We start from the raw sequence: 15,060 nt of genomic DNA, 5'->3' as shown, positions 1-15,060 counted from the left end.
TTGATTTACATGCTGAAATACTCTGCAATCGGCCCCAATGTCAATGCGGGGAAGAATGAGAGGGCGGTGATGATGACGATTACCGCCATGACCATCATGCCAAATGTGCCTGAATCGGTGCGTAGCGTTCCTGCGCTTTCGGGGATGTATTTTTTATTGGCCAAAAGTCCAGCGATCGCGACCGGCCCGATGATCGGGATGAAACGGGAGAAGATCAGCACAAATCCTGTTGTAATGTTCCACCAAGGATTATTATCGCCCAAACCTTCAAATCCGCTGCCATTATTGGCTGCCGAAGAAGTGTATTCGTAAAGCATTTCGCTGAAACCGTGGAAGCCGGGATTGTTCAGATTAGCTGATGTAATGCCTGGAAAAGCCGCTGCAAGTGCCGTTCCGGCGAGGATCAGAAGCGGGTGTAACAATGCTACGATCATGGCGATTTTCATTTCACGGCCTTCAATTTTTTTGCCTAAAAACTCGGGCGTACGACCCACCATTAACCCGCTGATAAAAACTGCCAGGATAATGAAAATGAAGAAATTCAGGATTCCTACCCCGCAGCCGCCGTAAAATGCATTGGTCATCATGGCCAAAAGCTGCATCATTCCGGAGAGCGGCATCGCGCTGTCGTGCATGGAATTCACCGAGCCCGTTGAAATAACGGTGGTTGCTATACTCCAGAACCCGGACGCTGCACTGCCGAGCCTGGCTTCTTTCCCTTCCATAGCACCCGAGCTCATATCAATCCCCATCTGCGCAATAGCGGGGTTACCCTGAACTTCCCAGATCACCGTTGGAACGCAGAGTAAAAGGAAGCCGAGCGTCATGACGCCGAAGATCATCCAGGCCATTTTTTTCCGTTTCAAAAAGAAGCCTAATGCGAAGATCATCGCGAGCGGAATGATCATTTGCGAAAACATCTCGACCATATTGGTCAGATAGTTGGGGTTTTCGAGCGGGTGGGCTGAATTGGCACCATAAAAACCGCCACCGTTGGTTCCCAAGTGCTTAATGGCCACGAACGCAGCAACCGGACCGGTGGATACGCCAACCGTGTCTCCCTGCATGGTAACAATGCTGTCTTTTCCTTCCAGCGTCATCGGCGTGCCGTTAAAGGCCAGAATGCTCGCCACAACAATCGCTGCGGGTAACAGAATCCGCGTGCAGGAAATCAGCATGAGATTGTAAAAGTTACCGAGCTTATCGGCCGTTTTTTCTTTCAATGCAATGAAGAGAACGACCGCTGCGGCCATTCCCGTTCCTGCGCTGACGAAGTGTAAAAACATTAAAAACAGCTGCGAAAGGTAACTCACGCCGCTTTCGCCGGAGTAATGCTGCAGGTTGCAGTTTACGACGAATGAAATGCTGGTGTTGAATGCAAGGTCCGCCGATTGACCGGGATTGCCGTCCGGATTCAGCGGCAGCCATCCCTGATTCATCAGCACAAACATGCCCAGTAAAAACCAGACAAAATTAATGGTCAGCAAGGCTGCCATGTGCTGTTTCCAGTTCATTTCAGATTTACGATCAATGCCGCTGATGCGGAAGAATGCGTTTTCGAGCGGATTCAATACGGGATCAAGGAGTGTTTTTTCACCCGCATATACTTTGGCAATGTACTTCCCGAATGGCACCGCCAGCAGGATTGTAATTGCATACATGGCAATGACGCCTAAAATTTCTGAGTTCATTTTGTTAAAAATTGATAGCGATCGGGTTAAAACTTTTCGGGTTTGATGAGCACGTAGCACATGTACGCAAACACGCCGATGGAGACGATGAATAATGCTGCCATGATCAGATCTTTTCGAAAAATTGAACGGTTTGATAAAAGAGCGCGAAGCATAAACAGCCGGCGGCAACTAAGAGGATTGTGAGCATAATATTCGGTATTTAAGTGAATGCTGGTTTAATGGTTTCTTTCCATTTTCAACAAGTCATCACAAAGGCATACCAAACTTTCTAAAACAGACTTAATAACCTGTTTCACAGCATATTGATTATTTCGATAATCAAAACACACCGATTTTAACCCTATCATTTTGATAGGACGGCTTATCAAAAAATGCAACGAGGCATGCTTATGCCCTTACGTTTATATCAATTTCCAGGTCGTGATGGCCGACATAACCGTCCAGCAGCATGTCAAGTGCCTGATGCAATAAATCGGGTGCATGCAGGCGATGGGGGGCGGCGCACAGGATCAGTGTCTGGTCGTTTTGTGCCAGCACTTTTTCATAATTGTCTTCGCCATTTTGTGACTGAAAAATGGCGTAATGCGCGCCTATTTTTTTGGACAATCGGGCCAGTTCGCTTAGCTGTTTCACTTGATGCGCATGGATTGCCCCGGCGGAAGGACCGTGTAAAATAGCCCAGGGATTGAGTGACTTAATGCGGTTTTCCGTGAGTTGTTCCGGACTTAAAGTGCTGATGATCACTGAACGGATATTTCTTTCTTTACAAATTTCATGCAATGCTTCGGCGAAATCCCCTCCTGCATCCAGGATTAGAACGGGCTGACAAGCACTTTCGGCGTCCTCTGTTTCGGGACAATCTTCCCTGCACGATGGCAACAGCCGGATCGGGCGCTGCCACCATCCTTTTGCTTCAAGCACCGGGTGCTGAAATGCCTGCCCATCTTTGCGCGCTTTGATCATCATGGCAAGCGCCGTGGGCCTGAACTGACCATTGCTGATGTCAAAAACACCCGTTTCATAAGTGCCCCAGGGCCTGGTTACCAGCCGGTCCCAGCCATGAAGTCCGAGCAATGCCCACACCGTGACTGCGTTAATGTCAACGCCTTCGGATTTCAATGTTACCGCGGTTTCCAGCATCTGATGCAGCCAGCGCATTTGCTCATCCCGGGTGCTGGTTAAGTGGCATTCTGTAATTGCTATTGGCAACCGCAGGCGTTCCCACGCTTCCCGGATCAGCACCTTCGGCCCGCAAGGCTCATTGTGGTGCACCCGCACAACCTCCATGTCGGCATACGCATGAATGCCGTTTCCGCCGTGCGTCCAGGCATCATATTTTCCCAGATTTTCATCGAGATATCGCTCAGAAGTAATGTAATAATTAAATCCGGCCACGGCTGGCCGGCAATTGTTCTGCTGAAAGTAATGCAGTTCTTCGGGGTCAATTCCCACCGTCACGAGGCGTTTCCACATGAGGTGTTTTGGTGTGAGCGTCCCGCAAATGAGTTCGTAGGAAAGCCACCGGCGTTCATTTTCAAATTTGGCCTGATAACGCAGCAGCGGTGTGCTATAAGTTTTACCAACGTCGTCCGTCTGGATCAGTTCGGCATCCGGATTTATCTTTCGGATAGCCGCCATGGCCAGCACCGTCGCTTTACATTCACTGATCAGTATTTTGTAAAAACTCAGCTCGTCATGCAGATGTGGATACCAATGTCCGTACAAACCACAGAAACGCGCAGTTGTAAGTGGCTCATTCACTGGCGTGTAATAGGGGATCCAGGGAAATCGCTCTGCCACTTGTGCTGCGTAATTGGCTAAACCCGTTTCAAAGCTGCCGTCAAAAAAATTCACATGCCGGGGTCCGCTGCCGTGGTGGACAAGGCCCGCGATAACATCAATGCCCGATTCGCGGATCTGCTGCAATTTTGCTTCTGTGCAACGCCAGTCTATTTCCGCATCCGGCTCGGGCTGATGCCGCTCCCATAATATCGGGTAACGCAGCTTTTTGATGCCCAGAGATGCAATATGGCTAATATCACCCTCACGCTCATAGTGTCCGGCGTATTCCAGCTGATCAAAATAGCTATCATTGACCCGGTTAATCGTACACTCAAGTCCTCCCCAAATCTCTACTGTGTTATTAGAAGTTTCCATACATGCTCCGCTAAGTTCAAAATACTTTTACAAGTCACTTCAAAAATTTCCGCGCACTATTAATTCTGTACCAGCTCAGGGAAGGTCGGCAAAAGATGTCATTACGCAAAACCAGCCGAATGATGCCTGCAATTATAGATTATCAGCTAGTTTTGCATGACAAACTGTTTTTCTGTGTCCAGGCGCCCCTTCCCGACTTTATTATCCATTCTTTCTCTGGCGTTTTCAATGCTCTTTCCCGGAGCGGATAATTTGCGTGCGCAATCCACAGATACATTGCGCCGGGAACTGACGGTCGATTTTGAACTGAGGCCCAGGGCTGAATATCGCGACAATTTCATGTGGACCGCCGCGGATACAGTTATGCCCGACCTGTACACGACCCAGAGAAACCGGCTCAGCATTACATTCAAAACAAACCGGCTTCGCCTGCACGCTTCACCGCAGGAAATACACGTATGGGGAGATCCGGGGCGCTTTTCGCGTGTGGGCAGCGTAAACTTTTTCGAGCTTTATGCGGAACCAAACATTACAAAAAACCTATCGCTGCGCGTGGGCAGGCAAGCATTGTCGCTGGATAACGGCCGGATTTTCTCGGCGGCACCATGGAGCCAGCAAAGCCGTGCGCATGAGGGAATCCGTTTGCTCTATAAAAAGAAATTAGAAACTGACCTGACCATCGCATTCACACGGCCGTATGGACAGCACTTTGATCCCGCTTATTCGCCGGTTGGGTCGCACACTTACAAATTTCTTTTTCTGCATCATTTAAAACACAAGTTTGATAACAACATTACGCTTACGACCATCAATGCCATGGATGTATTTCGGAGAACGACGGGTGAACGGGATTACTATCAGCGCATTACCAATGGCGGTCGCTTCGAATACACGAAGGGCAGCATTTACGGAACAGTGAATGCATATTATCAATACGGACAAAACGCGGCTGCGAAAAAACTGCGGGCTTATTATATTCAACCTGAGATCAGCGCAAATACGGGAAACACGCTGTTCAGGCTTGGTGCAGAAATTTTGAGCGGGGATAAAAGTGACGAGCCAAAAGACGTATCAAGTTCATTCGTGCCGCTGTATGGTGTTGCCTGGAAATTTATGGGGAATATGAACCTGTTCACGCGGTTTCCGGCGGATGTTAATGCAAAAGGACTGGTCAATCCTTACTTATTTGTTATTTACCAGGCGGGCAAAAGTCTGTCATTGCGTGGCGATGCGCACCTTTTTTACTCACAATATCCGCTCATCAAAGAACGCAGCGAGATCGAGGGCAAATATCTGGGTTTTGAAAGCGACCTGTCCCTTAATTACAAGCCCGTCAAAGGCATTGAGATCATTTATGGCTTCTCATTTACCGTTGCCGACGAACGGATGGAGCTGCTTAACAAGGTTCCGGATGCCGGAAAAATTCCCGTATGGAGCTATCTGATGATCTCTTTTACGCCAAAGCTGCTCAACCTGAAATGGTCCAGCATGCGACAACCTTGAACAGCTCATTTTTCAAATAAGCCTTTTATTATAATGCTTTCTGGAACGCCGCCACCAGAGCAGAAAACCGGTGATGGCAAGTAATCCGGGTGTAAGTCCGATTACCGCATAAAGCAATTTGACGGCAACACCGCCGAAGTTCCCCACATGCAACGGGAAAAAAGTTGCTTCAATGCGTTCAGAGAGCGGTTTCTCATTTAGTCGATTAATCTTTACAACTTCCCCCGTTTGCTGATCCACACGCACAGCGTTACCGCTGCCCCATATTTTAAACTGCCCTTTGGTATAACCCCTGACCTCAAACTTGCGCTCCGGCTGTGTGGGCAGGTAAACGTAGGTCGGTTCCAGGTCAGGCATGGCCGCCAGTGCTTTGCGATACATTTGATTGGGTGAAACGGAAATAACGGCGTTGGGCTTCGTGGCGACCATTTCGTTTTGCCAGGTTTTGGGTTTGAATGCAAACATATTCATCCAAAAACCGGTGAAGAAAATCACAGCGTTCAGCAGCAAAGACCAAACACCCACAATACGATGAAGGTCCGAGCTGACGGTTCGCCAGTTTTTCCGGTTAAGCGCAACCTTGAATGTGAGCACTTTCCAAAGCATTTTCCGGTAAACAACAGCGCCCGTAATCAGTGAAAACAGCATTGTTATTCCAAAAATGGCCGTTAATGCAGCGCCCGGCATGCCCAACTGAAAACTGAAATGAAATTGAAACAACCACTCAATAAAGCTGGGCGTAAAATCACTCGCCGGCCCTTCGCGCAGGATGGCGCCGGTGTAAGGATTGAAGGAAATCAACGCCAGATCGTATGTCATCAGACGTGTGTCATTGAAATACATTCTGAAATTATAAGCCTCGCCGGGCCCGGCATCGGGATTAACCCAGGCAATGCCGTCCAGATTGGGATATCGGCTGGTGATGTTGTCGTAACATCGCTGTAACGCGTTATCAGGCAGCACATTTCCCGAAGTTGAAAGGTGAAGCAGATCCTGGTTAAAGAAATGATCCAGCTCCGTTCTGAAAACCAGAACGGAGCCGCTCAGTCCGAGCAGGATCAAAAATATGCCTGTAAAAAGTCCGAGCCAGCTGTGCAGCCTAAAAAGGGTACGGCGCAATGTTGAATTATTCATACAATAGCCTGATAATTAGACAAAAAGAAATTACCAGAGCTGATAACTAACCCCTAACCGGACATTGAACGGATCGCCTAATCCACCCAAAGTCACACCCGAACGGCTTCCCGTGAAATAATGCTTGTTGGCCAGGTTGTACGCATTAACCTGAAACTGGAACCGGTTGCGTTGGTAAGAAAGCGCAGCGTCTACGACCGTGTAGGACGGAAAAATGAAGTTCTGATTGCTTAGCAGCCCCACTTGATCGCTCACGTAGCGAACACCCGCAGCGATGCCGAAGCCTTTGAGTGCATTGGAAGGAACCACATATTTTCCCCAGAAATTGATTTGATGTTTCGGCGCATTTGCAAAACGGTCGCCCTTTTTGCCGTACGTCGTGGTGCTCACCAGCTCATGCTCGTTGAATGCATAACCCGCAATCAGGCTCAGCGCATTCAAATTGCCGGTTACCGAAAATTCCCCGCCCCTGCTCCGCGTTCCGTCGATTGCAGCTTGTCGGTGTGAATTTTGTTCCGTTGGAGCCGCCGTCAGGATGTTTGCATAATCAATCTGGTATAATGATAATGTTGCAGATAACCGGTTGCTGAACAGATCCGCCTTGGAACCGACTTCATATTGCGTGGCCTTGCGCGTCGGGAACGGGCCGCCCGCGAGCACATTATTGGAAGTTTGCGGATTGAATGATTTCAAATAAGTCCCGTAAACAGAGACGTTCTTCAAAGGCAGATAAACCAGTCCGATCCGAGGAATCCAGCCCGATGCTTGAAGCTCGTCCCCCTGCTTATTGTCTCGCTCGGACAGCGGCGTTTCTTTGCCATTGTAATCATCATAACGCAACGAAAGCAGCACTTTTAACTGGTTACCAACACTCACCTGATCCTGGATATATGCTCCGAGCAAATTAGTAACACGCTTGTTATCATCCGATTCCTCAGCTGGCACATTGGCATCCGGCACGCTGCCAGCATAATCCGGATTAAGGATCGAGATCCGTGTTGAAGGCTTGTATTGATAATCATTCTGGGTCCAGCCGTAACGATTGTAGTCGGCCCCGACAATGATCTGATGGCCTATTGAGCCAGTTTTTGTTGTATAAGTTGCGAAAGCGGTGGTTTGAAGACTAAACCGGTCCGTCAGCCAATCCTGATAAGCACGACTAATGCTGTCATTTCTGATCCTCCCCACCGGAATGTGATCGGTAAAATCCAGCTTATTACGCACTGCCCGCTCCACGATTGTCAGTTTCAGATTGTCATTGATCTGATGGTCAAAGGTTAATGTGGCCGAAGCATTATGCGTTTTTCCGTAATCCGTCGGGCTCTGAATGGTCAGGTTGTTGGGATAATAATTGAAGTCAAAAGTGCCGTCTGGTCGCGAATAAATAAAGCTTCCGTTATCATATTGCTGGACTGCTTTCTGGTCAGCGTAATTCAGTTCAAGGTTTAGTGAAGACTTTCGGTTAAAAAGATAAGTCAGCGACGGCGCGATGAAAACATTCTCTTTCTTCTGATAATCCCTGAAACTTTCTGAGCGGTCATAACCGACAATGGCGCGGTATAAAAGCTTCTTCCGTCCATCAACCGGTCCTGAAAAATCCGCCGAAGCGCGCCCAAAACCCCAGCTGCCCAGTGATAAATCCACGCTTGCGCGTTTTTCGGCCAAAGGTTTTTTTGTAACAAAATTGACCACACCGCCCGGAGAACCTTCGCTAAACAATGCACCCGATGGCCCGCGAAGCAATTCAACGGATTCAATGTTGTAAAGCAACGGCTGCTGGCTCCACAAAAACAAATTCCCCCGGATTCCATTATAAAGCAAAAAACTGGCATCATTGGGCGAGTAAGCCGTAAAGCCGCGGATCTGGAAATTTCCGTTGCCATTATTGGCTTTCATGCCTGTAAATGAGCCTGCTATCTCATTTAATGTAAAAGCCTGCCGGTCGCGCAGCACAGCCGACGACATCACTTGCACGGACTGCGGCGTCGAGAGCAGCGGCGTGTTGGAGCGCGTTGACGTGTTGGAAGTCAGCACCTGATAACTCGTTTTAGCCGTGCTAACCACCACTTCCGCCAGTTCCTGCCTGCTTTCAGAAAGTTGCAGATCAAGAAACGCATTTTTCCCTTTCGAAATGCGAATGCTTAGTGTATAAGCAGTATAGCCGACATTGGAAACCGAAAGTATGTGCGATCCAGGCGTAATTCCAGTCAGTCTAAATTGGCCTTTGGAATCGGTAATTGTGCCCAGCGTCGTGTTCTGCAAGGTGACTGAAGCGCCGTTTATAGGCTCTCCCGAAGCATTAATAATCCGGCCCTGCAAGGCTCCCAGCTCTGATTGGGCAAAAGCATTGATGCAGTTACCAATGCTCATTAGTAACAGTAAAATATATCTGATTTTCATTTGGATGACATAATTAGCAATGCACCCGATCCCGCGATGGAATAGGTAAACTAAAATTTCTGGATGTGGATATGAATGTTGTGACCAGACGAACGCATGGTCCACCGGTCAAAAATGCTTTTTCAGACGTAAATGTCTGTTACGCGCAGGGCGGAGGAACTGTAATGGAAAGCGGAGCCTGATAGCGGGCCATCCGATAGGCAAAGAAAAGGCGCTTTTGCTGCGTGAAATGCGCGGATATAAATGCAAAAGAGGATAATGGAGAAGTAAAGAGCTGGATAACAGGCATATTCCGAACAAGTTCGCCGGTCTGCTGATCTTCCTTTTCCTTTTGGGCTTTCAATTTTTTGGCCAAATAGCAATGACCATTACAGTGCATTTGCGGCTTATCCCTGTTTTCACAAAGCACCCGCGTAATGTATTCCTTATTAATCTGGTAATACGCAATGGTGCCCCACTGACTAAAAGTCGGCAGAATAGTAGTAACAAGCCATATGTAAACTATAAATGCTCTCATCGTATGACGGGCAAATATAGCGACGGAATGCAAACGAACACAATCAAAAAAACTCCCCACTCATCAAAAATTCCTTTTCTCCCAGAAAACCCCTAACCATATTGCCAAAAAAACGCTGTGATTTATGGAAAAGAAAAAGCGCTCTAACTTTTGGATTATGCTGGCGACTGCTTCGCTTGACATTATCAGCCTGATACGCCTTGCGTTTCTTTAAGATTTTTTGGGCTCTTCTCCTGCTGAGTATTTTTTGGGCTTGACGCCGATATATTGCTCGAAGACACGTGAAAAGTGGCTTAGATTTTGTGAATCCGAGCTGATAACCAACTTCGGAGACGGTCAGATTCTTTTCCCTTAACAATTGGGCGGCCTGCTGCATCCGGCGCGATTGATAATATTCAAAAACCCCTTTCCCCCAAATGTTTGCCTGAAGAGTTTTCGCAACTTCGGCTCGCTCATGCCTGCCTGCCGGGCCAGCGCTGCAATGTTAGGCGACTGATCAGGATTTGCCTGCAAATGTGCTTTGATGGCATAAATGGCTTTGATATCAGTTATATGCATCGCGCTCGCGGGCACCGCTTCGCGCTGCAACAGGATCGCGAAAATATGACAAAGCAGCTCTTTACATTTTAGCTTATAATATTGACTTTCAATGCTTTCCGGCATAGACTGACCCAACAAGTCACTCGCTGCATTGATTATTTCAGGCGAAATATTGGTCTCAAACACAAAATTATCCCTCGCTTGCAAAACACTTCTTACCACGGGATGCTCAATGTAACCGAATAACTGGTGCAAATAGCTTTTGGACGCTGCTATCGTCACACTTTCGAATGTGGTGTGCGACGGCATGGCCATGATTGTGGAAACCGCATGCCTGCAAATCATGATATTCGCTTGCTCGGCCGACAACTGCCCGGAAGCATCAGCGAGCGAAGGAAAAACGCCGCTCAGCAGAAAAACAACATCTTCCTGACTTTCAGCCAGCACATTGGTGCGCTCGATGACGACATCTTCTTTGAGATGATAATTCCGGATCATCATCCGCAAATCACGGCCCCAGGCAAAGCCGGTCAGGTAACCCGCCCCTTTGTTTTCAGGAATATATACAAACCGACCTTTAACAATTGCTCCGATGGCTTTGGCAAATTCCTGCGTGATCCCAGATCCTTTGTCGGTGATAGCGATTTTCATTTGCGACTATTTTATGAGCATTAAGGGTTATTTTAACTATAAAGGTAGTATTAGTTTTGTGCATGTTAAAAATCACTTTAACCAATAAAACGATATGTTATTAGCAAATAAAAAAGTGGCCATCGTGGGCGGCGGCCCGGGCGGATTAACGCTTGCGCGGTTATTACAACAGCAAGGCGTTGATGTTAAAATTTATGAAAGGGATGCCGATCAATATGTGCGTCAGCAGGGCGCTACGCTCGACCTGCATTTCGAGTCGGGTTTGAAAGCGTTGACAGAAGCCGGTTTGATGGACGAGTTTGAAAAGCATTTCAGGCCGGGCGCGGAAAGAGTTACAGTTGTGGACAATAAGGCAGCCGTGCATTACACAGAACGGGACAATGATCCGCTGCAAGATCTGAACAGCATTTATGCAAGGCCGGAGATAGACCGGGTCCGTTGCGGGATTTGCTCATTGCTTCGCTGCATGAAAACACGGTTGTCTGGAATTCCAAGTTCACGGAACTGAAAGCGAATGGTGAAGGCTGGGACCTGGTTTTTGAGAACGGAAACACCGCCTATGCTGATCTGGTGATCGCTTCGGATGGTGCCAATTCAAAAATCAGGCAACATGTCACGGATATTGAGCGCATTTATTCCGGCGTTACGATTGTGGAAGGAAACATTTATAATGCGGCCATGAATGCGCCACACTTATGGGCGCTCACGAGCGGCGGAAAAATCTTTGCGCATTGGCAGGGAAAAACCATTGTGTTAAGCGCCAAAGGGGAAGGCTCTCTTTCTTTTTATACCATCACGAGCGAAACCCAGGAATGGTTAAAAACGGCAGACATTGATTTTTCGAAACGCGAAGAGGTTTTTGAATGGTTCAAGCAACGCTTTTCGGATTGGAGCAGCGATTGGCACGAAATCTTTTCAACGGACGAATCTTATTTCGTGGTCCGGCCGCTATATTATTTTCCTTCCGATCAATCTTGGCAAACCGTTCATAACCTGACCATTATCGGTGACGCTGCACATCAGACGCCACCGTCGGGCGACGGCGTTAACCAGGCCATGCTTGATGCGCTGGAACTGTCCGAAGCTCTTTGTTCAGAAAATTTCAGCTCCATAACAGAAGCCATTGCATCTTTTGAGGCCAAAATGTTCCCCAGAACTTCCCTGGCGACCACGGAAGCGCTGGAAATGATGGATGCCATGCTGTCCGAAAACAGCCTGGAAATATTCCTTAATTTCTTTAACGGCGCACACGTCGTTTACGTCAGCCGAAAACTACAACTTGATGAATTCAACCCTGCGGTTGTTGGCCTTGCCCACAGCCGTATCATTGGAGTCGACAGGTTGTGTTTTCCCTTTTCCGTCTGTTTCGAGTCTGGCGGCATCAATGTTGAAATTTGCGATAAGGGCTTCTTTTACAGCCGCTGCGCGCTTTTTCGAGAGATTTTCGTTGTCTGCTTCGTTGCCATCTGAGTCCGTATGCCCCACAATTTGGACCCGAAGCGAAGCATTTTCCTGTAAAACCTGAGCAATGTCTTTCAGGCTGCCGTAGGATTGTGGAAGGACATTATCGCTGTTTACAGCAAAGCGGATCCCGCGCGTGACAAATTTTCCTTCGGTCAGCAGCTTGTTACGCTGTGCTTGCAGCACCCACAGCCAGTTGGATATTGCCAATGTAAAATGCACCGCCTTTCTGGTTAAAATCGGGATTGTTTGCTGTAAAAACGAGCGAATTCAATGCATCCGCAGCATTGAGTGCGCGGGGCAGATCTAATATTTTGGTGCTGTCGAGGTAAACGCGGATCCGTTGTTTTTGCCGCCAGATGGAAACTTTCGTCACATTTTTTTCCAGGTTAAATTCAGGAACACCATACTTGTGCTGGCTACCAATGAGATTGGAAGAATAATTAAGGCTCCCTTTATCAGATGAAGTGGGTTGAAAGTTGATTTTGAAGCTTGGCGTCGAAACATTGTCTGCTTCGCCCCATGCAAATTTCTGATCCGTATCGCCCGTCTGCATCAGGCTGATCATCAATTCACCAATGTTGGAAACGTCTTTATTCGCGATCAGATCCAGTTGAAGCGTGAAATTTTCAGGCAGATCACCGGTCAGATTCTCGGGATAAAAAACCCCGTCCTGGTTCATGCGAAGCCATTTGCCTTCACTGCCCGCAATGTTCACGACATCCCCTCCCGAACGCGTGTTCCAGTTTGCAGGAAAATCGCCGATCGCATCCTGAGAGAAATCTTCCTGCATAATGATCTTATCTCCCGGCACGAAGTCAAAACGGGAATAAGCCTTGATGTCGGATGTCGTTTTTGCAGTGGCAACGACCGGCTGAGCATTGCCCGTTTCAACACTTGATGGACTTTCCGCCTGCTCGTTTTCCGGCTTGGCCTCACTCTCACTGGAAGTTTCCGGTTCTGTTCCTTTGTTCTCCTTTTTCTTTTTTTGCAATGCCTTATCGATCGAACGGTCGACCTGGTCAACGGCCTTTTGTTCCACCCTGTTTTTGATCCGGTCCAAAAGTTGTGCATGGCCTGTTGTGCCGTAAAAACAGAATGAAATGGCAATCAGTAATTTTTTCATTTCAAAAGTGGGAAGTATGAGCGATCCGCAAAGTAGGCCCAAAGTTACATAAACCGACATATAACCCTCCCTTAAGTCGTAATCTTATTAGCTTTGTGTCACCGATAATTACTTACAAGTTACCGGTCTGGAATAACCCATTACTGAATGAACAAATATCTGCACAGAACCGGCCTCATCGTCGCGGCCAGCATTCCCCTCTTTATTTTACCCGCACGCATTTCCGAAGGACAATGGAACGACCCGGTAAATCTGATCGGCTCCGAAATAGTCATTTTTATGATGAGCTTGGCTTGCTGGTATGCCATTAATCTGATCCAGCAGCGATTCCGGCGCTGGCCGGGGCTTGTATTATCCGTTCTGTGCTGCTGCTTGACTTTCCAATGTATTCTATTTCACATTCAATCCATTTTTCAAAGATTTCCCATTCCGGACGGCGCAAAATCCGATTGTGATAAAGATCTTAATGCTGTCCAGCCGGGGCGTTCTGATGAGCATGATCTTGATTCCGGCCGCTTACTTTTTGAAGCGGGACCGTGATGCGCGTCATCAGCGCAAGGAAAATGAGCGGCTGGCAATTGAAAAGGTGAAAATCGAAAACAGACTTCTGGATCAGGCAGTTACCGAGCGCACACAAGCCTTGCAGCAAACATTGAGCACCCTGGAAATGTCGCAGGAAGTGCTGGAACATCAATTGTACATTCAGTCGCGACTGGTTGCATCCATTACGCATGACATCCGCGGGCCGTTCAGGTTCCTGATCATTCTTTCGGAGGAAATCCGCAATCTGGCGCAAAACAGGGATTATGAGCAGATTGGCAACTATACAATGGAGCTGCACAAGGCACTCGAAACGATGTACGGATTTGTCGACAACATCCTGGAATTCACCAAGCTTCCCGTTCACCAAAAGCTAGACCGGTCCGAACGGATTAATTTAGGACAGATCGTAAAAGATAAAGTCGCATTATTTGAAGGCATTATCAGCACAAATAACAATGCAGTGCAACGCAGCATTGATCCGCAAATCGTGGTGACGAGCAATGCGCATTTTCTGGGAATTATCATTCATAACCTGCTTGACAATGCAAACAAGAACATCCGCAACGGATTTATCCAAATAACTGCGCTTGCCGAGCTGACCGCATCGTCATTAACCATTGAAAATACGGGATCCATTTCGCAGGAAATCGTGGATTGGGTTAATCTCAAATCACAACATAATTATCCTCCCGTCGGCACCACAGAAACGCAGGGAATCGGGCTTATTCTTGTGAAAGAAATTACTTCACTGCTAGACATTGCCCTATTCATGGAATCCAGCGATAACATTACAAAAGTGACGCTTACATTTCCGACGGTAGATGAATAAGCTAACCACTCGCAAAATCCGGGTATGGAATTTTTAAAGGACATGCAAACCTTAAATGCGTAAAGCGCCTGCAACGTGGCTCAGATAAAAAAAGAAAACCTTCCCCAGAAAATATGTGTGGTATGTGGAAGACCGTTCACGTGGCGAAAGAAATGGGCGAAGGTTTGGGACGAAGTCAAATATTGCAGCGACCGGTGCCGTCAGAATAAATAACCCTTTCAACTATCAACCTTCATGGCAAAAAAGAACACCTTAAAAGAAAATTACGGCAAACTGCTGGAATGGTATCAATATCGCGCAGAGGAAAACGCGGGTTCATTAGAGAAATTACTGGCGCTCCTAGAAGCGCTCGACCGGAAAGTGGATGGGCCAGCCGATTACGAAAAGGACATTGAAGACCTGGATTCGCTCAAATACATCTACGAAACCAGCATCAGGAAATTCGAAAGTCAGGTGGATAAATATAAGGCCTTGCTGGAAGCCGAGGCCGAAGGTAAATCCTGAT

15 protein-coding genes and 1 pseudogene are annotated in these 15,060 nt (G+C 47.6%); 7 read left to right on the top strand and 9 right to left on the bottom strand.

Annotation, left to right across the window (positions count from 1 at the left end):
- Window positions 1-5: 5 nt before the first annotated feature.
- The 3 genes from kdpA to AC0IYG_RS14820 all read right to left on the bottom strand — a co-directional run bounded on the left by kdpA (window position 6) and on the right by AC0IYG_RS14820 (window position 3,851).
- Complete coding sequence (kdpA, locus tag AC0IYG_RS14830; protein ID WP_471711841.1) at window positions 6-1,691, bottom strand: potassium-transporting ATPase subunit KdpA; 1,686 nt, start codon at window positions 1,689-1,691, stop codon at window positions 6-8.
- 26 nt (window positions 1,692-1,717) lie between these two features.
- Complete coding sequence (locus tag AC0IYG_RS14825; RefSeq protein ID WP_471712316.1) at window positions 1,718-1,795, bottom strand: potassium-transporting ATPase subunit F; 78 nt, start codon at window positions 1,793-1,795, stop codon at window positions 1,718-1,720.
- 286 nt (window positions 1,796-2,081) lie between these two features.
- Window positions 2,082-3,851 carry a glycoside hydrolase family 1 protein gene (locus AC0IYG_RS14820; RefSeq protein ID WP_471711840.1) on the bottom strand — a complete coding sequence of 590 codons (1,770 nt, stop codon included), beginning with the start codon at window positions 3,849-3,851 and terminating at the stop codon, window positions 2,082-2,084.
- 228 nt (window positions 3,852-4,079) lie between these two features.
- On the opposite strand from AC0IYG_RS14820, the gene AC0IYG_RS14815 reads away from it, so the two are divergent.
- Window positions 4,080-5,354, top strand: a complete 1,275-nt coding sequence (locus AC0IYG_RS14815; RefSeq protein ID WP_471711839.1) for an alginate export family protein — start codon at window positions 4,080-4,082, stop codon at window positions 5,352-5,354.
- A gap of 12 nt (window positions 5,355-5,366) precedes the next feature.
- Here the strand turns inward: AC0IYG_RS14815 and AC0IYG_RS14810 are convergent, their stop codons facing one another.
- The 4 genes from AC0IYG_RS14810 to AC0IYG_RS14795 all read right to left on the bottom strand — a co-directional run bounded on the left by AC0IYG_RS14810 (window position 5,367) and on the right by AC0IYG_RS14795 (window position 10,596).
- Window positions 5,367-6,488 (bottom strand): PepSY-associated TM helix domain-containing protein, encoded by a 1,122-nt coding sequence (locus AC0IYG_RS14810; protein WP_471711838.1) that lies wholly within the window; start codon window positions 6,486-6,488, stop codon window positions 5,367-5,369.
- Window positions 6,489-6,518: 30 nt separating this feature from the next.
- A complete protein-coding gene (locus AC0IYG_RS14805) occupies window positions 6,519-8,888 on the bottom strand; it encodes a TonB-dependent siderophore receptor (protein WP_471711837.1) in 2,370 nt (789 codons plus the stop codon).
- A 139-nt stretch (window positions 8,889-9,027) separates the two neighbouring features.
- Window positions 9,028-9,405, bottom strand: coding sequence for a hypothetical protein (locus AC0IYG_RS14800; RefSeq protein ID WP_471711836.1), 378 nt, complete (start codon window positions 9,403-9,405; stop codon window positions 9,028-9,030).
- 351 nt (window positions 9,406-9,756) lie between these two features.
- Window positions 9,757-10,596, bottom strand: coding sequence for a hypothetical protein (locus AC0IYG_RS14795; RefSeq protein ID WP_471711835.1), 840 nt, complete (start codon window positions 10,594-10,596; stop codon window positions 9,757-9,759).
- Window positions 10,597-10,690: 94 nt separating this feature from the next.
- Here AC0IYG_RS14795 and AC0IYG_RS14790 point away from each other — a divergent pair, with 94 nt between their 5' ends.
- Window positions 10,691-11,104: an FAD-dependent oxidoreductase gene (locus tag AC0IYG_RS14790; protein WP_471711834.1), complete on the top strand. Its 414-nt coding sequence runs from the start codon at window positions 10,691-10,693 to the stop codon at window positions 11,102-11,104.
- Window positions 11,105-11,166: 62 nt separating this feature from the next.
- Window positions 11,167-11,628: pseudogene (locus AC0IYG_RS14785) on the top strand (FAD-dependent oxidoreductase); the annotation flags it as partial.
- Between the two features lie 240 nt (window positions 11,629-11,868).
- Here AC0IYG_RS14785 and AC0IYG_RS14780 read toward each other — a convergent pair.
- Both AC0IYG_RS14780 and AC0IYG_RS14775 read right to left on the bottom strand, forming a co-directional pair.
- The gene (locus tag AC0IYG_RS14780) at window positions 11,869-12,243 is read right to left on the bottom strand and encodes an OmpA family protein (protein WP_471711833.1); all 375 of its coding nucleotides are present in this window, start codon (window positions 12,241-12,243) and stop codon (window positions 11,869-11,871) included.
- Window positions 12,224-13,183 (bottom strand): hypothetical protein, encoded by a 960-nt coding sequence (locus AC0IYG_RS14775; protein ID WP_471711832.1) that lies wholly within the window; start codon window positions 13,181-13,183, stop codon window positions 12,224-12,226. Before AC0IYG_RS14775 ends, AC0IYG_RS14780 begins: the two co-directional genes overlap by 20 nt.
- A gap of 147 nt (window positions 13,184-13,330) precedes the next feature.
- Here AC0IYG_RS14775 and AC0IYG_RS14770 point away from each other — a divergent pair, with 147 nt between their 5' ends.
- From AC0IYG_RS14770 to AC0IYG_RS14755, 4 genes are all read left to right on the top strand, one after another.
- Window positions 13,331-13,723, top strand: coding sequence for a hypothetical protein (locus tag AC0IYG_RS14770; RefSeq protein ID WP_471711831.1), 393 nt, complete (start codon window positions 13,331-13,333; stop codon window positions 13,721-13,723).
- Window positions 13,680-14,555, top strand: coding sequence for a sensor histidine kinase (locus AC0IYG_RS14765; protein WP_471711830.1), 876 nt, complete (start codon window positions 13,680-13,682; stop codon window positions 14,553-14,555). Before AC0IYG_RS14770 ends, AC0IYG_RS14765 begins: the two co-directional genes overlap by 44 nt.
- A gap of 75 nt (window positions 14,556-14,630) precedes the next feature.
- Window positions 14,631-14,768 (top strand): DUF2256 domain-containing protein, encoded by a 138-nt coding sequence (locus AC0IYG_RS14760; RefSeq protein ID WP_471711829.1) that lies wholly within the window; start codon window positions 14,631-14,633, stop codon window positions 14,766-14,768.
- Window positions 14,769-14,789: 21 nt separating this feature from the next.
- Window positions 14,790-15,059: a hypothetical protein gene (locus AC0IYG_RS14755; protein ID WP_471711828.1), complete on the top strand. Its 270-nt coding sequence runs from the start codon at window positions 14,790-14,792 to the stop codon at window positions 15,057-15,059.
- Window position 15,060 lies beyond the last annotated feature (1 nt).

This window comes from Dyadobacter sp. AC419, assembly GCF_979253085.1.
The sequence above is the reverse complement of the archived record's forward strand: the minus strand, read 5'-3'. Positions and strand labels throughout refer to the sequence as shown.